The following is an 18,671-nucleotide window of genomic DNA, read 5'->3' as shown; positions in this document are numbered from 1 at the left end:
GCAGGAGGCCGAAAGGAGGGGCGGTCGGGTGGGGGCGGGGTGCGTCAGGCCCGCGTTGCCCGCGACATCGGGCGGTCGCTTTGCGCCATTCGGACCGGGTGCCCTTGCAGCCCCCCGTCCACGCAACTAAGACTCTGGCAACAGTCCGTCGTTTAGATCATGTGAGACACAAAGGCAGGCCGAAATGCGCGATCCCGTCGACCACTACATGAATACCCTCGTTCCCATGGTCGTCGAACAGACGAGCCGGGGCGAGCGGGCCTATGACATCTTCTCGCGCATGTTGAAGGAGCGGATCATCTTCCTGTCCGGCCCGGTGCATGACGGCATGTCGAGCCTGATCTGCGCGCAGCTTCTGTTCCTTGAGGCGGAGAACCCGTCCAAGGAGATCAGCATGTATATCAACAGCCCCGGCGGCGTGGTGACGAGCGGTCTGTCGATCTATGACACGATGCAATACATCAAGCCCAAGGTTTCCACGCTGGTGATCGGGCAGGCGGCATCCATGGGGTCGCTTCTGCTGACGGCGGGGGAGAAGGGGATGCGTTTCTCGCTGCCCAACAGCCGCGTGATGGTGCACCAGCCGAGCGGCGGCTATCAGGGGCAGGCCACGGATATCATGATCCATGCGCGCGAGACCGAAAAGCTGAAGCGTCGGCTGAACGAGATCTATGTAAAGCATACCGGCAATGATTACGACACCGTCGAGGCGGCGCTGGAGCGGGACAACTTCATGTCGGCCGAGGATGCAAAGGCCTGGGGCCTGATCGACGAGATCGTGGAAAGCCGCGGCAAGGCGGACGACACGTCGAAGTGAGAGTGCGCCCCCGCCGGGCGGGCCGGGCGGGGGCTTTTTGGCATTGTGGGGGCGCGGGCCTTGGCCTAGACTTCCCGATTACGACCGGTCGCGGGGCCGGGTTCTGGCAAAGGACGACCGAATGGCGAATAACTCCGGCAGCGACAGCAAGAACACGCTTTACTGTTCGTTCTGCGGCAAGAGCCAGCATGAGGTGCGCAAGCTGATTGCCGGGCCGACCGTGTTCATCTGCGACGAATGTGTCGAGCTGTGCATGGATATCATCCGGGAAGAGACCAAGACGACCGGGCTGAAATCCAGCGAAGGGGTGCCGACCCCGCGCGAGATCTGCAAGGTGCTGGATGATTATGTGATCGGGCAGATCCATGCCAAGCGGGTGCTGTCGGTTGCGGTGCACAACCATTACAAGCGGCTGAACAATTCGTCGAAGACGGATATCGAACTGTCGAAGTCGAACATCCTGCTGATCGGACCCACGGGTTGCGGCAAGACGCTGCTGGCGCAGACGCTGGCGCGCATCCTTGATGTGCCGTTCACCATGGCGGATGCGACGACGCTGACGGAAGCGGGTTACGTTGGCGAGGATGTGGAGAACATCATCCTGAAGCTGTTGCAGGCGTCCGAGTACAACGTCGAACGCGCGCAGCGCGGGATCGTCTATATCGACGAGGTGGACAAGATCACCCGCAAGTCGGACAATCCGTCGATCACCCGCGATGTGAGCGGCGAAGGCGTGCAGCAGGCGCTGCTCAAGATCATGGAAGGCACCGTGGCGAGCGTGCCCCCGCAGGGTGGGCGCAAGCATCCGCAGCAGGAATTCCTGCAGGTGGACACGACGAACATTCTGTTCATCTGCGGCGGCGCCTTTGCCGGGCTGGAGAAGATCATCGCGCAGCGCAACAAGGGATCGGGCATCGGCTTTGGCGCCGATGTGAAAGACCCGGACGCGCGCGGCGTGGGCGAGTTGTTCAAGGAGCTGGAGCCGGAGGACCTGTTGAAATTCGGGCTGATCCCGGAATTCGTGGGCCGTCTGCCGGTGATCGCCACGCTGAACGATCTGGACGAGGCGGCGCTGGTCACCATCCTGACCGAGCCGAAGAATGCGCTGGTCAAGCAGTATCAGCGCCTGTTCGAAATCGAAGGGGTGAAGCTGACTTTCACGCCGGATGCCCTGTCGGCCATCGCCAAGCGCGCGATCAAGCGCAAGACCGGCGCGCGGGGGCTGCGGTCGATCATGGAGGATATCCTTCTGGATACCATGTTCGAACTGCCGGGCATGGATGGCGTGGCCGAGGTCGTGGTGAACGAAGAGGCGGTCAATGCCGCCGAGGCGAAGCCGATGCTTGTCTACACCGATGCCAAGAAGAAGGAACCTGCCACGGCGGGGTGATGATTTAATCGGTTCCAGCAGGGGGGCGGCCAAGACTTGGCCGCTCTTTTTTATCTTTTGGAGTCAAGCTCTTGCGGGAATTTGCGCAACAGCCAACGCAGAACCTCGCGCTGATCCGTGGCGGTGGCGCGCCGCACTTGCGCCAAAAGTTTCTGTGAGCTCGGACGGTCAGCTGTCAAGTTGGCGGCGCCTTCGTTGCAGACGGAGCAGATCGCCCGCAGATTGGCCGGGTCGTCCGAACCACCCATGGATTTGTCGATAACATGCCCGATGTGTAACCGGGTTTTGCGCGTGTCATCGTAGGGGTGAGGCTCACCTGCCACGGCACCGCACATCTGGCAGGTGAACCCATTGCGATCAAGAACGAAGGCGCGCGTTTCTTTCGAGATCGCCCTTTCGAAGGCGGGCTCCGGCTTAGGTGTAAGCAGCAGATATTGTCCCGGTTTCAGATCACTTCGGTCGTTATGCGTAAGGATCTGGTAGCCTTCCTCGGTCCTTAATTCCCGAACGCGTCGTGCCCATTCCGAGATTCCACCAGCGACGTCACGCAACTCTTCCGTGTCCATCACGCGGCCGAGATTTGCCAAGAAATGCTGGCGCAACCGCGCTCTCGCGCCACCGCTGGAAGCCCTAACCATTCACCACCCATTTTTCATCAGCGTGACCCGCACCGAGTGCGAGGGAGAGGCTGTGTCCGACCGCTTTTGCGACGGGAGGTGGAAAGGCATTGCCCACTTGTCTGTAGGCTGCCGTCTTGCGACCGACGAAATGCCAATCGTCAGGGAAGCCCTGAATGCGCGCGGCCATCCGAACCGTTAGACGAGGCATCCCAGAGAAATCGGGAGAAGGTGGACAGTCAACAACGCCTTTCCCGTCGACGCCGAGCAATTCCCACGCCTTCCGTGCGCGGGTAGGCCCTAGGTCGGGGCCGCCATGCTTCTTGGAACCGCCAACGAGGGTTGGAGCAATTCCCTTGGCGTGTCTTGCCCATGCATCCGCACCTTGCCATCCATCAGCGGCCATGAGATCGCGCAAAAGCGAACCGACGTCTTGAGGAGGGGTCTCATGCCTTTTCGGCCAAGTGAAACGGTCTTTGAGAGTGTTGCGGACTGCTACAATGACGACCCTCGGACGCAGTTGAGAAACGCCAAAGTCCGAAGCGTTGAACAGCCGCCAATCCACGTGATAGCCGAGCCTCGAAAACTGATGCCGTAGGAATTCTCGATAGTCGGAGAAGACGGGATCAAGGAACCCCCTGACGTTCTCAATCATTACGGCTTTCGGTTTGCACTCGTCTATGATCCTGATTGCATGGGGAAACAGGTTTCGTTCATCCTTTTCGCCAAGCTGGTGACCGGCCACCGAAAAAGGAGGGCAGGGCAAGCCACCCGCAAGAAGGTCTATCCCCTTGTATGCAGCGGCATCAAACTGAGTGACGTCGGCCTGAATTCCGCTTTGTACATTCCAGTGTGGGCGATTGTGTCTAAGTGTTGCTTGACAGGCCTCGTCAATCTCGACAGCTGCGCGATGCGAAAAACCGGCCAGTTCAAGCCCGAGAGCTTGACCGCCAGCGCCCGCACAGAGTTCAACGGAATCCATCAATAGCCGCTCCTGATTTCAGATACACAATATACGGTCGAAGGGAAAAGTGAACATGAGGTTAAGCAGAGACAGTCACTTTCCGCTGGGCGCGGCGGCTTGGCGCTGGACCTTTGCGCGGGCTTCGGCCATATGGAACGCAAAGGGTTCCCGGAGGGTTACGATGGATTTCCTCAAGCGGCTTGTCACATGGTGGAACGGCCAGACGCTGGGCACGCAGCTTTACACCTCGCGCAAGGGCGTGAAGGTGGGTGAGGACGATCAGGGCAATGTCTATTACGAGACGCGCGACGGCAAGCGCCGCTGGGTGATCTTCAACGGCGAGGCAGAGGCGAGCCGTGTGGCCCCCGATTGGCATGGCTGGCTGCACCACACCTGGGACCAGCCGCCGACGAAGGCGCCCTTGAAGCACAAGGCGTGGGAGAAGCCGCATCAGGAGAACCTGACCGGGACCGAGGCCGCCTATGCGCCGCCCGGATCCATCCGCCGGCCCGAGCCGGTGGCGCGGCGGGACTATGAGGCGTGGCAGCCCGAGTGATGGCGGAAAATCGGACAGAAATTCTGGCCGGGGCAGCGGTTCTGGCGGCGGCGATCGGCTTTCTTGTCTATGCCGGGCGGGAGACCGGGGCCACGACCGCCGCGGGGGACAGCTATGAGCTTGTAGCCTCGTTCCGGTCGGTCGAAGGGGTGCGCGTGGGCACCGATGTGCGGCTGGCGGGGGTGAAGGTCGGCACCGTGACGGGGCTGGCGTTGAACCCGCAGACCTTCTTTGCCGATGCGCGTCTGTCGGTACAGGGCAATGTGCTGCTGCCGGAGGATTCGGCGGCGCTGATTTCGTCGGAAGGGCTGCTGGGCGGGAATTTCGTGGAACTGGTGCCGGGTGGGGCCTTGGACAACCTGACGCCCGGGGCGGAGATCGAGGATACGCAGGGCGCGGTGTCCGTGATCTCGCTGATGATGAAATTCGCGGGCGGCGGGGATGAGGCGGCGGCGCCGGAGGACGGGGCGGCGGTCGAATGAGGATCCGCGCGGTCGGGGCGGTGCTGCTGATGGTCCTGTGGGCAGGGTCTGCCGGGGCGCAGGGCTTTACGGACAGCGATGCGGGCATCCTGCGCTGGCTTGACAAGCTGACGGGCGAGACGGCGGATATCGAACTGGTGCTGGGGCAGGAGGCGGTGTCGGGGCGGCTGTCGATCCGGCTGGATGCCTGCCGCTATCCGGCGGATAACCCGGCCTCGGACGCGCAGGCGCATCTGACGATCCGCGATGCGGGGGTGGAGGCGCCCGTGTTTGAAGGGTGGATGGTGGCGTCTTCGCCGGCGCTGTCGGCGCTGGATCATCCGCGCTATGACGTCTGGGTGCTGCGCTGCGCCTATCCCGAGGCGGCCGCCCCCGCCGATCCGGCCACGTCCGAGGGCGCGGGCGAGTAATTGTCGGGGTGGAACTGCGCGCGGCCTTCGAGCGCCGCGCCGAGGCGGCGGTGGTAATCGCCGCGCGAGATTTCGATCCCGCCCAGCGTGGCGAGGTGGGCGGTCAGGAATTGGGTGTCAAACAGGGTGAAGCCTCCGGCGCGCAGGCGGTGAACGGTGTAGGCCAGCGCGAGCTTTGACGCATCGGTGCGGCGGGAGAACATGCTTTCGCCGAAGAAGGCGCGGCCGAGGGTGACGCCATAGACGCCACCGATGAGGGTGTCGCCATCCCATATCTCAAGAGAATGGGCAAAGCCCATGCGGTGGAGGGCGAGGTAGGTGTCATAGATCGTGGCGTTGATCCATGTCTCATCCCGCGCGGCGCAGGCCTGCACAGTCTGCGCGAAGGCGGTGTCGGCGCTGACGCGCCAATCGCTGCGCAGGATGCGGCGGCGGAGCGAGCGCGAGATGTGGAAGCCATCCAGCGGCAGGATGCCCCGGCGGCGGGGATCGACCCAGTGGATCTGCGGATCGTCCCGGCTTTCGGCCATGGGGAAGATACCCGCCGCATAGGCGCGCAGCAGGATATCCGGGGTCAGGGCATTGGCGATCATGGCATGGGCGTAGGATGGGCAATTCTGCCCATCCTACAGATCATTCCGCGAATTGCGCGGCCAGCCATTTTTCCAGCCAGTGGATGTTGTAATCCCCGTTCTGGATGTCGGGCTCGGCCAGCAGCATGTGGAAGAGCGGCACCGAGGTGTCGATCCCGTCGATGATCAATTCCCCCAGCGCGCGCTTGAGGCGCGCCAGCGCCTCGGGGCGGTCGCGGCCGTGGACGATCAGCTTGCCGATCAGGCTGTCGTAATAGGGCGGGATGGAATAGCCGCCATAGAGCGCCGAATCCATCCGCACGCCAAGGCCGCCCGGCGCGTGGAAGACGCGCACCTTGCCGGGGCAGGGGGCGAAGTTCGGCAGTTTCTCGGCGTTGATGCGCACCTCGATGGCGTGGCCGTTGATTTCCAGATCCTCCTGGGTGAAGGACATGGGTAGGCCTGCCGCCACGCGGATCTGTTCGCGCACCAGATCGACACCGAAAATGGCCTCGGTCACCGGGTGTTCGACCTGCAGGCGGGTGTTCATCTCGATGAAGTAGAACTTGCCGTCCTCGTAGAGGAATTCGATCGTGCCGGCGCCGATGTAATTGATCTTGGCCACAGCTTCGGCGCAGATCTTGCCGATCTCGGACCGCATCTTGGGGGTGATGGCGGGACCCGGCGCCTCTTCGAACACTTTCTGGTGGCGGCGCTGGAGCGAGCAATCGCGTTCGCCAAGATGCACCGCGCGGCCCTTGCCATCGCCGAAGACCTGAATTTCGATATGGCGGGGCTTCTGGAGGTATTTCTCGATATAGACTTCGTCATTGCCGAAGGCGGCCTTGGCCTCGCTCCGCGCGGTGCGGAAGGCGACCTCCAGCTCTTCGGCGTTCCTGGCCACCTTCATCCCGCGACCGCCGCCGCCGGCGGTGGCCTTGATGATGACGGGGTAGCCGATGCCTTCGGCCACACCGCGGGCGGTGTCGAAATCCGGCACGCCGCCATCAGAGCCGGGGACGACCGGGATGCCCAGTTCCTTGGCCGTTTCCTTGGCGGTGATCTTGTCGCCCATGATGCGGATATGTTCCGCGGAGGGGCCGATGAAGGTGATGCCGTGGTCTTCCAGCGCCTGCGCGAAGGCGGCGTTCTCGGACAGGAAGCCATAGCCGGGATGCACCGCCTGCGCGCCCGTGATCTCGCAGGCCGAGATGATGGCGGCCTTGTTGAGGTAGGAGGCGGTGGAGGAGGCCGGGCCGATACAGACGGATTCGTCGGCCATGCGAACATGCATCGCGTCGGAATCGGCGGTGGAGTGCACGGCGACCGACTTGATCCCCATTTCCCGGGCGGCGCGGATGACGCGCAGCGCGATTTCGCCCCGGTTGGCGATCAGGATCTTTTCGAACATGGGCTTTCCCTTATTCGATGATCAGGAGGGGCGCGCCGTATTCGACCGGCGTGCCGTCTTCGACGAGGATGCGCTTGACGGTGCCTGCGCGGGGGGCGGGGATCTGGTTCATCGTCTTCATCGCTTCGATGATGAGGACGGTCTGGCCTTCGGCCACGGTCGCGCCGATGGTCACGAAGGGGGCGGCGCCGGGTTCGGAGGCGAGGTAGCAGGTGCCCACCATGGGCGAGGTGACCGCGCCCGGATGCTGGGCCGGGTCTTCCGGCGCTGCGGGCGCTGCGGCAGCGGCGGCCGGGGCGGCCACGGCAGCGGCGGGCGCGGCGGCATAGGCGGGCGCGGCGGCGGCCACGGTCACGACATTGGCCTGCTTGACCACGCGCACCTCGAGGCTGTCATCTTCGCCATATTCGCGCTTGACCGACAGTTCCGTCAGTTCGTTCTTGTTCAGAAGTTCCGCGAGCGCCTGAATGAAGGCGACATCGGCTTCGGAAGTGTGCTTGCTCATGCCGGTCCTCTGCTGGCGACGTTGCGCCCGTGTTGTTTCTGCCTGTTCATCTGGGGTGGCCAGAGGGGCCGCGCCAGATGCGGTATGTTGTGCTGGGTGCTTATACGCCACGATGCCGGGGGTGAAAAGCGGCGATCTGCGGGGCGGGAACGCCTGATTTTCGGGCATCCAAAGCGGCTTGGGTCGGGGAGGGGCGAAAAATCTTGGATCGCATGAATTTTACCGTTTGATAAAAAAAGGAACCCATGGCAGCGTTTCGGGAACAAGAACAGCAAACAGGGAGAAACGGCCTTGTCCAACAGCCCGCTTACGCCCGGCGTGGTGCCGGGGCGTCTGCCAGCCGACGTGCTTGCCCGGAATTTCAGCGATCACGAACCACCCCTTGCCGCGCATGAGGCGCGGGTGGCGGCGGATCGCTGCTATTTCTGCCATGACGCGCCCTGCATGACGGCCTGTCCCACCAGCATCGACATCCCGCTTTTCATCCGCCAGATCGCCACCGGCACGCCGGAGGCGGCGGCGCGGACGATCCTTTCGCAGAACATCCTGGGCGGCATGTGCGCCCGCGTCTGCCCGACCGAGACGCTGTGCGAAGAGGTCTGCGTGCGCGAGGTGGCCGAGGGCAAGCCGGTGGAGATCGGGCGGCTGCAGCGCTTTGCCACCGATACGCTGATGGAGAAGGGGGTGCATCCCTTTGCACGGGCGGCGGCAACGGGGCGGAAGGTGGCGGTCGTAGGGGCGGGGCCGGCGGGGCTGGCCTGTGCGCACCGGCTGGCCATGAAGGGCCATGACGTGGTGATCTATGACGCGCGGCCCAAGGCGGGCGGCCTGAACGAATACGGGATCGCGCAATACAAGGCCGTGGGCGATTTCGCGCAGGCCGAGGTGGATTGGCTGCTGCGGATCGGCGGAATCACGGTGAAGACCGGGATGGCGCTGGGGCGCGAGGTTTCGCTGGCCGAATTGCAGGCGGGCCATGACGCGGTGTTTCTGGGCATGGGGCTGGCGGGCGTTAACGCGCTGCGCGCACCGGGCGAGGATCTGGCGCAGGTGCGCGATGCGGTGGATTTTATCGCAGAGCTGCGTCAGGCCAAGGACAAGGCCGCGCTGCCCGTCGGGCGCGATGTGGTGGTGATCGGCGGCGGCATGACGGCGGTGGATGCGGCGGTGCAGTCGCGGCTTCTGGGGGCCGAGACGGTGAGCATCGTCTATCGCCGTGGGCAGGACCGCATGAGCGCGAGCGGCTATGAGCAGGAGCATGCCACCAGCGCCGGCGTGCGGATCATCTGCAACGCGGCCCCGGTGGCGGTGCATCCCGCAGGCGCCGGGGTGGAGGTGGAGTTTGCCTATATGGCCGACGGCCCGGACGGGTTGAAGCCCACGGGCGAGACGTTCCGGCTGCGCGCGGATCAGGTGTTCAAGGCGATCGGCCAAACGCTGACCGGCGCACCCGAGGGGCTGACCGTTTCAGGGGGCAAGATCGCCGTGTCGGGCGCGGGGCGGACCTCGGTGGCGGGCGTCTGGGCCGGGGGCGATTGCGCGGCGGGGGGCGATGACCTGACCGTGACAGCCGTGGCCGAGGGGCGCGATGCGGCTGAGGACATCCATGCCACGCTGATGGCGGCGCGGGCATGATTTTCGCCCGCCCCCCTTTACCGGGGCGCGGAAAGGCCCCACATGCGGTGCCGTTGCAGGAGGCGCCGCATGGAATCGTGGACCGAGGCGGTAATCGCCTTCATCGAACGGCATCAGGAATGGTCGTTCTGGCTGGCCTTGGTGTTTGCAGCGGCCGAGACGACGGCCTTTCTGTCCATCGCGGTGCCATCCACGGCCATTCTGGTGGGCGTGGGCGCCACGGTCGCGACCGGGGCGCTGCCCTTCTTCCCGATCTGGGCGGGGGCCGCGCTGGGAGCGGTGATCGGTTCGACCTTCAGCTACTGGCTGGGGCGGCGCTATGGCGGGCGCATCATCGGGATGTGGCCGCTGCGGGACCATCCCGATCTGGTGGAACAGGCGAGCGACGCCTTTCGCAAATGGGGGATCGGCGCGGTGATCGTGGGCCATTTCTTCGGCCCCTTGCGCCCGGTGATCTTTCTGTTCGCAGGCATGACGCGGATGAACTTTCCGCTGTTTTGCGGGGTGAACGTGGCCGCGGCGCTGGCCTGGGCTTATGTCATCCCGAAATTCGGCGAGGTCGGCGGGATCATCGTCGGCTGGATCTGGAACCTGCTGGGGTTCTGACCCCTTCCTTCACACATAGCAAAACGACGGGCGCGCCTTCGGGCGACGGTCCCGCGCGCCAACATGGAGGCTTTGATGGCTGACCTGACGTCCAATTTTCTGGGGATTCGCTCGCCCAACCCGTTCTGGCTGGCCTCGGCCCCGCCCACGGACAAGGAATACAATGTCCGCCGCGCCTTCGAGGCGGGCTGGGGCGGCGTGGTGTGGAAGACGCTGGGCAGCGAGGGGCCGCCCGTCGTCAACGTGAGCGGGCCGCGCTATGGCGCGATCTGGGGGGCAGACCGGCGGCTGCTGGGGTTGAACAATATCGAACTGATCACCGACCGGCCCTTGCAGACCAACCTTGATGAGATCCGGCGCGTGAAGAAGGACTACCCCGATCGCGCCATGATCATCAGCCTGATGGTGCCCTGCGACGAGGAAAGCTGGAAGGACATCCTGCACCGGATCGAGGATACCGGGGCGGATGGCGTGGAGTTGAACTTCGGCTGCCCGCACGGCATGGCCGAACGCGGCATGGGTTCGGCCGTGGGGCAGGTGCCGGAATACATCCAGATGGTCACCGAATGGGTGAAGATGTATTCCAAACTTCCCTGCATCGTGAAACTGACGCCCAACATCACCGATATCCGCCGCCCGGCCGAGGCCGCCAAGCGCGGCGGTGCGGATGCGGTGTCGCTGATCAACACGATCAATTCGATCACGTCGGTCAATATCGACAGCTTTTCGCCTGAACCGATGATCGACGGGAAAGGCACCCATGGCGGCTATTGCGGGCCTGCGGTGAAGCCCATCGCGCTGAACATGGTGGCCGAGATTGCGCGGTCGCCCGAGACGCGGGGTCTGCCCATCTCGGGCATCGGTGGCGTGACCACATGGCGCGATGCGGTGGAGTTCATGGCGCTGGGGGCATCGAACGTGCAGGTCTGCACGGCCGCCATGACCTACGGGTTCAAGATCGTGCAGGAGATGATCTCGGGCCTGTCGCAATACATGGACGAGAAGGGCTTCGCCTCGGTTGACGAGATCATCGGGCGGGCAGTGCCGAATGTGACGGACTGGCAGTATCTGAACCTGAACTACGTCACCAAGGCGCATATTGACCAGGACGCCTGCATCAAATGCGGACGCTGCTATGCGGCCTGCGAGGATACCAGCCATCAGGCCATCGACATGGGGCCCGGACGCGTCTTCACCGTGAAGGACGATGAATGCGTGGCCTGCAACCTGTGCGTCAATGTCTGCCCGGTGGAGAACTGCATCACCATGGTGGAAATGCCAAAAGGGGCGACCGATCCGCGTACGGGCCGTGTCGTGGCGGATTACGCCAACTGGACGAGCCATCCCAACAACCCGATGTCCAAGGCAGCGGAGTAGCCTGTCCCGGACAGGCCTTCGCGCGAACCCCGGATCCGAAAATTTTTCCTGAAAGATTTTCGGGGCGGAGGACCAAAATTTTCCAATGGAAAATTTTGGTGTGGCGAGGGCGGAAAGTTTTTTGAAAAACTTTCCGCCTCTTGCGCGCCCGTTCAGCAGATGACGTTGATGCGGCCCGCGTTGCAGATCACGATGTACTGCGTGTCACACTCGATCAGGTGATAGCCGCGGCGCCGCACCTCCAGTTCAAACGCAGCGCGACCGATGTCGCGCGCGACATCGCGGATGGCGCGGCGGATCACGCCACCCTTGGCCACCGCTTTGGCGGCAAAGAGGCTGTCTGCCCATGATGGGCGGCGGGAAACGGTCATGTCTTGTGCCATGGCGGAGAGCGTTGCGCGAATCGCGTTAAGGACGGGTTAATCCGGCATTGTCCCCACCTTCTGCGATGCCTATCCTTATCCTATGCAGCATTTCTCGATCCTTGACCTGTCGCCGGTGCCAGAGGGCGCCACGGTCGCTGACGCCTTGGCGGGCACCCTTGATCTTGCCCGTCATGCTGAAAGATGGGGCTATCACCGCTTTTGGCTGGCCGAGCATCACAACATGGCCGGTGTCGCCTCGGCCGCCACGGCGGTGGTCATCGGGCAAGTCGCGGCGGGGACGTCGCGCATCCGGGTGGGGGCAGGCGGGATCATGCTGCCCAACCATGCGCCCTTGGTGATTGCCGAACAGTTCGGCACGCTGGCCACGCTGTTTCCGGGGCGGATCGACCTTGGGCTGGGGCGGGCGCCGGGTACGGATATGGCCACGGCGCGGGCCTTGCGGCGGCACATGGAGCAGAGCGATACCTTTCCGCAGGATGTGACGGAGCTGATCTCCTACCTCGATGAGGATCATCCGGAGGCGCGGGTGCGGGCGATTCCGGGGGTCGGCACCAAGGTGCCTGTCTGGATTCTGGGATCGAGCCTTTACGGGGCGCAACTGGCGGCGTGGCTGGGGCTGCCCTATGCCTTTGCGTCGCATTTCGCGCCGCAGATGCTGGACGAAGCGCTTGAGGTGTATCGCCGGACGTTCCGGCCGTCGCAATGGTTGCAGGCGCCTTATGCGATGATGGGCGTGGGTGTCTGTGCGGCGGGGACGGATGCCGAGGCGCAGTTCCTGCGGTCGTCGCAGATCCTGGCCTTTTCCCGGCTGCGGATGGGGCGGCCGGGGCCGCTGCCCCGCCCGGTGGAGGATCTGTCCGAGATCCCCGCAGGGATGCGGGCAGAGGTCGAGATGGCGCTGGGATGTTCGGCGGTCGGGGCGGAGGGGACAGTGGCGCGGCAGTTGCGCGCGTTGTTGGACCGCTATCAGCCGGACGAGGTGATGGTCACCGGCATGATCCACGATCCCGTGGCGCGGCTGCGGTCCTTCGAGATCGCGGCGGGGGTTCTGGCGGGGTTGGTGGACAAGGCGCGGGCGGCCTGACACGCGCTTTCACAGGCCGTGGTTTGCCTTGATGCGGTGCCGTCTTGGGTATTTGGGCCAAGATGATTTCTTGGCTGCGCTTCAGGGGGCGAGCAGCTTGCGAAACAGCGTGTCGAGATAGTCGCCCGCCTCGGCAAAGGGATCGTGGCCGGGGCCGAGCACGGCGCGGACCTGACTGTCGAAATCGGCGTAATGCTGCGTCAGCGCCCAGATTGAGAAGATCAGGTGCTGGGGGGGCAGGCGGGCGATGCGGCCCTGATCCATCCAGCGCGACAGGATGACGGATTTCTCGTCCACCAGCCGCTTCAGATCGCCTTCGATGGCGGCCTGCATCCGTGGGGCGCCTTGCAGGATCTCGTTGGCGAAGAGGCGGCTTTCGCGGGGATAGTCGCGGCTGAGTTCGATCTTGCGGCGCACATAGGCCAGGATTTCGGTGACGGGATCCCCGGCTTCATCCAATTCGCGCAAGGGATCGAGCCAGGTGTCGAGAAGGCGCGTCAGCAGGGCCTGATGCATCGCCTCTTTCGACGGGAAATAGTAGAGAAGGTTGGGTTTGGACAGGCCCGCCACATCGGCGATCTGGTCGAGCGTCGCGCCCCGGAAGCCGTAGGTGGAGAACACCTCAAGCGCGGCTTCCAGAATGGTTTCCGAATTCTTCTGCTGGATGCGGGTTCGAGGTCTGGTCATCGGTCGGGACTTTGTTCTTGCGCGGGGCGGCCGCTTTGGCGACCTTGGCGGAATTCTGCGCCGGATGCAAAGCGGTAACGGCAAGGGTGGGGGACAGGATGCGGATCGCGTGTCAGGCGACAGTGTTGGTGGAGGATGCCCGGGTGCGGGTGACGCGCTTTGATTTTGCGCCGGGGGCCGAGACGGGGTGGCATCGGCATGAGGCGGATTATGTGATCACCGCCCTGACCGATTGCGACATGGAACTGGAAGAGCCGGGGGGCGCGCGGCGGCGGGTGCTGGTTCCGGCGGGCACGGCCTATCGGCGCGCGGCGGGCGTCGAGCACAATGTCATCAATGCCGGGACGGCCGACATGCGCTTTGTCGAGGTGGAGATTCTGTAGGGCGCTGGGGGGCCAGTGCTGCGGATGGCGGTGGGGCGGATGGCGGCGCGGGGGGCGTGGCCCCCCATGCCAGGGCCGTCATTCGACGGCGAGGATCATCAGATAAGGCACACCCACCAGCATCCCGGTGATGATGGCGAGTGAGCGGGTCAATCCCTTGAATTTCATGGCTTCCCTCGTTGTCTGTTGTGTCCGTGACGCAAAGATAGGGCAGGGACCGGCATTTTGAAGGGTGCCGCAGGCCCGAGTTTTGCGCCCCTGCCCATGGCACCGCTTCCCCTTGCGCGCCTGCCCTAGCGGCCCGGGAGCAGTGTTTCGATCCCGCGCACGACGAGGCGGTGATCTTCAAGCTGCGGAAGGCCCGAGATCGTGGCGCAGGCCACCAGACCGGCGCCTGCCACGCAGAGCGGCACGGCACCGCCCTGCACGGCAAACTCGGCATCCGACAGGCCGTGCTTGGCCAGCGTTTCGCCCTTGGCCTCCATGTTGCGGCCGACATGGAGCGAGGCGAGGTGGAAATGCAGCGCGGTGTTCGACTTGCGCCGCACCCAGCGGTCATTGACCGGGGCCGAGCCCGGCATGGCAAGATGGAAGAGGGTGCGGTCATTGGTGCGGATGTTGATCACCACCGGCAGGCGGTCGAGCTTGGACATGTTCATCAGCGTGAGGCCAAGGCGGAGGGCCGTCTCTTCGGTGAATTCGGAGAGGATCAGCCGGGCGGCTTCGGCTTCGAGCTCTTCGAGGGTCATGCGGTGTCTCCTGTCTGCATCCGTCATGGCAGACGGGATGGGGTGGCGGGGATGGGGGCTGGGCTGTGTCTTGGCCGGGACTGGGGCCGGGGGCGTGGGTCTGCGGGCCGCCGTCAGATGGCGCCGATGCCGCGCAGGATGATCTGCGTCACGCTTTCGGTTGCCTCGCGCCATTGCCGGTCAGAGAGCGCCTCGCCTGCGTTCAGCGTTTCGATCTGGTGCCCGAAATCGGCATAATGCTGCGTGGTGGCCCAGAGCATGTAGAGCAGATGGCGCGGGTCGATGGGGGCCATCTTGCCTTCGTCGATCCAGCGCTGGATCACGGCCATGCGCCCTTCGGTCCAGGCGCGCAGGGTGGTTTCGAGGTAATCCTGAATGACCGGCGCGCCGTGCATCACCTCTGCCGCCCAGACCTTGGATCCGTGCGGATGGCGGCGGGAGATGTCCATCTTCGCCCGCACATAGGCGCCGATGCCTTCCACCGGGCCAGCCGCCCCATCGAAGGAGGAGGCGGCATCGAGCCAGATTTCGAAGATGTTCTGCACCACGCGGCGATAGAGCGCCTCTTTCGTGGGGAAGTAGTAATGCAGGTTGGCCTTGGGCAGACCGGCCATGTCGGCGATCAGCTGCATGGTCGCGCCGCCGAAGCCCGCCTCGGCAAAGACGCGTTCCGCCGCTTCGAGGATGAGGCGTTCGTTCTGTTGCCGGATATCTGTGCGGCGGCCGGAACGGATGCGTGAAATGCGGGCAGTGTCGGGCATTCGGCCTCGTGTTTTTCGTTGACCGTATGGTCAGGTTGTGGTCGCCTTCGTATTGACCATACGGTCAGGATGCGAGTCGATCAACGACGTGGGTGAGCGGGCCGGAAGACGCCCGCAGCGCACAGGGAGAGCAAGCTTATGCCAGCACCCGGGGAGAACCTGCGGATCAATTCCGCGCGGCTTTGGGACAGCCTTGAGGAGATGGCCCTGATCGGGCCGGGCGTGGCCGGGGGCTGCAACCGCCAGACGCTGACCGATGCCGACAGCGAGGGGCGGCATCTGTTCAAACGCTGGTGCGAGGCGGCGGGGATGACCATGGGGGTGGACACCATGGGCAACATGTTCGCCACACGGGCGGGGACGGACCCGGACGCGCTGCCCGTCTATATGGGCAGCCATCTGGATACGCAGCCGACGGGCGGGAAATACGACGGCGTGCTGGGTGTTCTGGGCGCGCTGGAGGTGGTGCGGACGATGAACGACATGGGGGTGCGGACGCGGCGCCCCATCGTGGTGACGAACTGGACGAATGAGGAAGGGGCGCGGTTCGCGCCGGCGATGCTGGCCTCGGGCGTGTTTGCGGGGATCCATACGGAGGAATATGCGAAGGGCCGCCGCGACCTTGAGGGCAAGGTCTTTGGCGAGGAGCTGGCGCGGATCGGCTGGGTCGGCGACGAGAAGGTCGGCGCGCGGAAGATGCATGCGATGCTGGAGCTGCATATCGAGCAGGGGCCGATCCTTGAGGCCGAAGGGAAGACGATCGGCGTGGTGACCCATGGGCAGGGCCTGTGGTGGTTGGAGATCACGCTGACGGGAAAGGATGCGCATACGGGATCGACGCCCATGAACATGCGGGTGAATGCGGGCCTGGGCATGGCGCGGATCACCGAGCGGGTGCATCAGATCGCGATGAGCCATCAGCCGAACGCGGTGGGCGCGGTGGGGCAGGTGAAGGTGTTCCCGAATTCGCGCAACGTGATTCCGGGGACGGTCGTCTTCACGGTGGATATCCGCAGCCCGGAACAGGGCAAGCTGGATGCGATGAAGGCGGAAGTGATCCGCGCGGCCCATGCGGTGGCGAAGGAGTTGGGTCTGGGCTGCGAGATCGAGGATGTGGGGCATTTCGACCCCGTCACCTTTGACCCCGGTCTGGTGGAGGTGGTGCGGGGCGCGGCGGAGCGGTTGGGCTATAGCCACATGGATATCGTGTCGGGCGCGGGGCATGACGCCTGCTGGATCAACCGCGTGGCGCCGACGGTGATGATCATGTGTCCCTGCGTGGACGGGCTTTCGCATAATGAGGCGGAGGCGATTTCCCCGGAATGGGCGGCGGCGGGGACGGATGTTTTGCTGCATGCGGCGCTTGAGGTGGCGGAGGTGGTGGCGTGAGTACTCGCGCCTTGTTCCAGTTTATCTGCATAGGAGATTAAGAGATTGGGTTGGGATGGCAAAAAAATAATCGCACTTTCGCCAAGAAAAGTTGGTGAGAGTAAGGATCTTTACGAGTACATGCTCCTTCCGGGTGAAAATGTTATAATGGAGTTTAAATCCATTAGGGATGTGCTGCTATTGACCGATTGCAGGCTCATTACCGTTGACCCTCAAGGAATTACAGGTCGAAAGAAAGAGTATATGTCAATTTCGTTCTCCGCCATCACTGCGTTTTCTTGCGAAAGTGCTGGAAGCTTTGACTTGGACGCTGAGTTTAAGGTTTGGTTGTCTGGGATGGGTATGGTTGAATTTGAGTTTCTGAAGGGAACTGACATCAAGGGAATAGTCCAGTTGATGTCCGAAAAGACAGTCAAGCGATAGAAACGGGGGCGTACCATGACCACCATCATCAAGAACGGCACCGTTGTGACCGCCGACCTGTCCTACAAGGCCGATGTGCGGATCGAGAACGGGAAGATCACCGAGATCGGGCAGGGCCTCAAGGGCGGGACGGAGCTGGATGCGACGGGCTGCTATGTGATGCCGGGCGGGATCGATCCGCATACGCATCTGGAGATGCCCTTCATGGGCACCTATAGCGCGGATGATTTCGAGAGCGGGACGCGGGCGGCGCTGTCGGGCGGGACGACGATGGTGGTGGATTTCGTGCTGCCGGGGCAGGGGCAGGGGCTGATGGATGCCGCGCAGATGTGGCACAACAAATCGGGCCGGGCGAATTGCGACTATTCCTACCACATGGCGGTGACATGGTGGGGCGAGAAGGTCTGGGAGGGCATTGCCGACAGCGTGAAAGCGGGGATTACCTCTTTCAAGCATTTCATGGCCTATAAGGGCGCCTTGATGGTGAATGATGACGAGCTGTTCTCGTCCTTCCGTCGCGTGGGCGATCTGGGCGGGCTTGCCATGGTGCATGCCGAGAATGGCGATGTGGTGGCGGAACTGACGGCGAAGCTTTTGGCCGAGGGCAATACCGGGCCGGAGGGCCATGCCTATTCCCGCCCGCCGCAGGTAGAGGGCGAGGCCACGAACCGCGCCATCATGATCGCCGATATGGCGGGCGTACCTTTGTATGTCGTCCACGTCTCTTGCGAGGATGCGCATGAGGCGATCCGGCGCGCGCGGGCGGCGGGCAAGCGGGTGTGGGGGGAGCCGCTGATCCAGCATCTGACGCTGGATGAGAGCGAGTATTTCCATCCCGATTGGGACCATGCCGCGCGGCGCGTGATGAGCCCGCCCTTCCGCAATAAGGAACATCAGGCGTCGCTCTGGGCGGGGTTGATGTCGGGGTCGCTGTCGGTGGTGGCCACCGATCACTGCGCCTTCACGACCGAGCAGAAGCGGTTCGGGGTGGGCAACTTCGCCAAGATCCCGAACGGGACGGGCGGCCTTGAGGACCGTATCCCGATGCTCTGGACGCATGGAGTGGGGACGGGGCGGCTGACGCCGAATGAGTTCGTGGCGGTGACGTCCACCAATATCGCCAAGATCCTGAACCTGTACCCGAAGAAGGGGGCGGTGCTGGTGGGGGCGGATGCCGATCTGGTGGTGCTGGACCCCGAGAAGGAGAAGGTCATCTCGGCGAGCACCCAGCAATCGGCGATCGACTACAACGTGTTCGAGGGCCAGAAGGTGAAGGGGCTGCCGCGTTATGTTCTGACGCGGGGGCAGGTTGCGGTGGATGACGGGGCGGTCAAGACGCAGGAAGGGCACGGGAAATTCGTCGGGCGCGAGGCGCGGCCTGCGGTGAACCGGGCGCTGAGCCAGTGGAAGGACCTGACCGCGCCGCGCCCTGTGGTGCGGACGGGTATTCCGGCGACGGGGGTGTGA

At 63.9% G+C, this 18,671-nt stretch carries 22 protein-coding genes; 13 read left to right on the top strand and 9 right to left on the bottom strand.

Translation table 11 applies throughout. The features are described 5' to 3' along the window. Positions 1-184 precede the first annotated feature (184 nt). Together GU920_RS14775 and clpX are read left to right on the top strand one after the other, a co-directional pair. On the top strand, positions 185-817 hold the full coding sequence (locus tag GU920_RS14775) for an ATP-dependent Clp protease proteolytic subunit (RefSeq protein WP_161767839.1): 633 nt from the start codon (positions 185-187) through the stop codon (positions 815-817). Between the two features lie 121 nt (positions 818-938). Further along, complete coding sequence (gene clpX, locus GU920_RS14770; RefSeq protein ID WP_161767838.1) at positions 939-2,207, top strand: ATP-dependent Clp protease ATP-binding subunit ClpX; 1,269 nt, start codon at positions 939-941, stop codon at positions 2,205-2,207. A gap of 50 nt (positions 2,208-2,257) precedes the next feature. Here the strand turns inward: clpX and GU920_RS14765 are convergent, their stop codons facing one another. Next, entirely contained in the window at positions 2,258-2,773 is a 516-nt protein-coding gene (locus GU920_RS14765) for an HNH endonuclease (protein WP_161767837.1), read from the bottom strand. A 64-nt stretch (positions 2,774-2,837) separates the two neighbouring features. Beyond that, positions 2,838-3,806, bottom strand: a complete 969-nt coding sequence (locus GU920_RS14760) for a DNA cytosine methyltransferase (RefSeq protein ID WP_235933312.1) — start codon at positions 3,804-3,806, stop codon at positions 2,838-2,840. A gap of 163 nt (positions 3,807-3,969) precedes the next feature. Here GU920_RS14760 and GU920_RS14755 point away from each other — a divergent pair, with 163 nt between their 5' ends. The 3 genes from GU920_RS14755 to GU920_RS14745 are packed head-to-tail and all read left to right on the top strand — an operon-like array spanning position 3,970 to position 5,236. Continuing rightward, a complete protein-coding gene (locus GU920_RS14755) occupies positions 3,970-4,344 on the top strand; it encodes an NADH:ubiquinone oxidoreductase subunit NDUFA12 (RefSeq protein ID WP_161767835.1) in 375 nt (124 codons plus the stop codon). Then, positions 4,344-4,826 carry an outer membrane lipid asymmetry maintenance protein MlaD gene (mlaD, locus tag GU920_RS14750; RefSeq protein WP_161768107.1) on the top strand — a complete coding sequence of 161 codons (483 nt, stop codon included), beginning with the start codon at positions 4,344-4,346 and terminating at the stop codon, positions 4,824-4,826. The genes GU920_RS14755 and mlaD overlap by 1 nt, the downstream gene beginning before the upstream one ends. After that, positions 4,823-5,236: a DUF2155 domain-containing protein gene (locus tag GU920_RS14745; protein WP_394351567.1), complete on the top strand. Its 414-nt coding sequence runs from the start codon at positions 4,823-4,825 to the stop codon at positions 5,234-5,236. Before mlaD ends, GU920_RS14745 begins: the two co-directional genes overlap by 4 nt. Here GU920_RS14745 and aat read toward each other — a convergent pair. From aat to accB, 3 genes are read right to left on the bottom strand one after another with little or no spacing between them, the layout of a single operon-like run. After that, on the bottom strand, positions 5,179-5,829 hold the full coding sequence (gene aat, locus GU920_RS14740; protein WP_161767834.1) for a leucyl/phenylalanyl-tRNA--protein transferase: 651 nt from the start codon (positions 5,827-5,829) through the stop codon (positions 5,179-5,181). The two genes, GU920_RS14745 and aat, sit on opposite strands and share 58 nt — an antisense overlap. Positions 5,830-5,869: 40 nt before the next feature. Continuing rightward, positions 5,870-7,219 carry an acetyl-CoA carboxylase biotin carboxylase subunit gene (accC, locus tag GU920_RS14735; RefSeq protein WP_161767833.1) on the bottom strand — a complete coding sequence of 450 codons (1,350 nt, stop codon included), beginning with the start codon at positions 7,217-7,219 and terminating at the stop codon, positions 5,870-5,872. Between the two features lie 10 nt (positions 7,220-7,229). Beyond that, entirely contained in the window at positions 7,230-7,724 is a 495-nt protein-coding gene (gene accB / locus GU920_RS14730) for an acetyl-CoA carboxylase biotin carboxyl carrier protein (protein WP_161767832.1), read from the bottom strand. Positions 7,725-8,015: 291 nt separating this feature from the next. On the opposite strand from accB, the gene GU920_RS14725 reads away from it, so the two are divergent. The 3 genes from GU920_RS14725 (at position 8,016) to preA (ending at position 11,342) form a co-directional block, all read left to right on the top strand. Continuing rightward, positions 8,016-9,359, top strand: a complete 1,344-nt coding sequence (locus GU920_RS14725) for an NAD(P)-dependent oxidoreductase (RefSeq protein ID WP_161767831.1) — start codon at positions 8,016-8,018, stop codon at positions 9,357-9,359. Between the two features lie 69 nt (positions 9,360-9,428). Then, positions 9,429-9,965, top strand: coding sequence for a DedA family protein (locus tag GU920_RS14720; RefSeq protein WP_161767830.1), 537 nt, complete (start codon positions 9,429-9,431; stop codon positions 9,963-9,965). A 75-nt stretch (positions 9,966-10,040) separates the two neighbouring features. Beyond that, complete coding sequence (preA, locus tag GU920_RS14715; protein ID WP_161767829.1) at positions 10,041-11,342, top strand: NAD-dependent dihydropyrimidine dehydrogenase subunit PreA; 1,302 nt, start codon at positions 10,041-10,043, stop codon at positions 11,340-11,342. A 152-nt stretch (positions 11,343-11,494) separates the two neighbouring features. Here preA and GU920_RS14710 read toward each other — a convergent pair whose 3' ends face one another. Then, positions 11,495-11,713 carry a hypothetical protein gene (locus GU920_RS14710; RefSeq protein WP_235933311.1) on the bottom strand — a complete coding sequence of 73 codons (219 nt, stop codon included), beginning with the start codon at positions 11,711-11,713 and terminating at the stop codon, positions 11,495-11,497. 94 nt (positions 11,714-11,807) lie between these two features. On the opposite strand from GU920_RS14710, the gene GU920_RS14705 reads away from it, so the two are divergent. Next, positions 11,808-12,812, top strand: coding sequence for an LLM class flavin-dependent oxidoreductase (locus GU920_RS14705; RefSeq protein ID WP_161767827.1), 1,005 nt, complete (start codon positions 11,808-11,810; stop codon positions 12,810-12,812). A gap of 81 nt (positions 12,813-12,893) precedes the next feature. On the opposite strand, the gene GU920_RS14700 is transcribed toward GU920_RS14705, so the two are convergent. Further along, positions 12,894-13,499, bottom strand: a complete 606-nt coding sequence (locus GU920_RS14700) for a TetR family transcriptional regulator C-terminal domain-containing protein (RefSeq protein WP_161767826.1) — start codon at positions 13,497-13,499, stop codon at positions 12,894-12,896. Between the two features lie 98 nt (positions 13,500-13,597). Between GU920_RS14700 and GU920_RS14695 the strand changes: the two genes are divergently transcribed. Continuing rightward, on the top strand, positions 13,598-13,882 hold the full coding sequence (locus GU920_RS14695; RefSeq protein ID WP_161767825.1) for a cupin domain-containing protein: 285 nt from the start codon (positions 13,598-13,600) through the stop codon (positions 13,880-13,882). 293 nt (positions 13,883-14,175) lie between these two features. Here GU920_RS14695 and GU920_RS14690 read toward each other — a convergent pair whose 3' ends face one another. Continuing rightward, positions 14,176-14,631 carry a heme-degrading domain-containing protein gene (locus GU920_RS14690; RefSeq protein WP_161767824.1) on the bottom strand — a complete coding sequence of 152 codons (456 nt, stop codon included), beginning with the start codon at positions 14,629-14,631 and terminating at the stop codon, positions 14,176-14,178. 113 nt (positions 14,632-14,744) lie between these two features. Next, positions 14,745-15,392 carry a TetR/AcrR family transcriptional regulator gene (locus GU920_RS14685; protein WP_161767823.1) on the bottom strand — a complete coding sequence of 216 codons (648 nt, stop codon included), beginning with the start codon at positions 15,390-15,392 and terminating at the stop codon, positions 14,745-14,747. A gap of 138 nt (positions 15,393-15,530) precedes the next feature. On the opposite strand from GU920_RS14685, the gene GU920_RS14680 reads away from it, so the two are divergent. Genes GU920_RS14680 through hydA form a run of 3 tightly spaced genes read left to right on the top strand, consistent with a single transcriptional unit; the run spans position 15,531 to position 18,671 of the window. Continuing rightward, a complete protein-coding gene (locus tag GU920_RS14680; protein ID WP_161767822.1) occupies positions 15,531-16,781 on the top strand; it encodes a Zn-dependent hydrolase in 1,251 nt (416 codons plus the stop codon). 45 nt (positions 16,782-16,826) lie between these two features. Further along, positions 16,827-17,204, top strand: a complete 378-nt coding sequence (locus GU920_RS14675) for a PH domain-containing protein (protein WP_161767821.1) — start codon at positions 16,827-16,829, stop codon at positions 17,202-17,204. A gap of 15 nt (positions 17,205-17,219) precedes the next feature. Continuing rightward, entirely contained in the window at positions 17,220-18,671 is a 1,452-nt protein-coding gene (gene hydA / locus GU920_RS14670; RefSeq protein ID WP_161767820.1) for a dihydropyrimidinase, read from the top strand.

Source organism: Paragemmobacter ruber (genome assembly GCF_009908315.1).
Lineage (GTDB): Bacteria > Pseudomonadota > Alphaproteobacteria > Rhodobacterales > Rhodobacteraceae > Paragemmobacter > Paragemmobacter ruber.
This window is presented reverse-complemented; position numbering and strand designations above follow the sequence as displayed.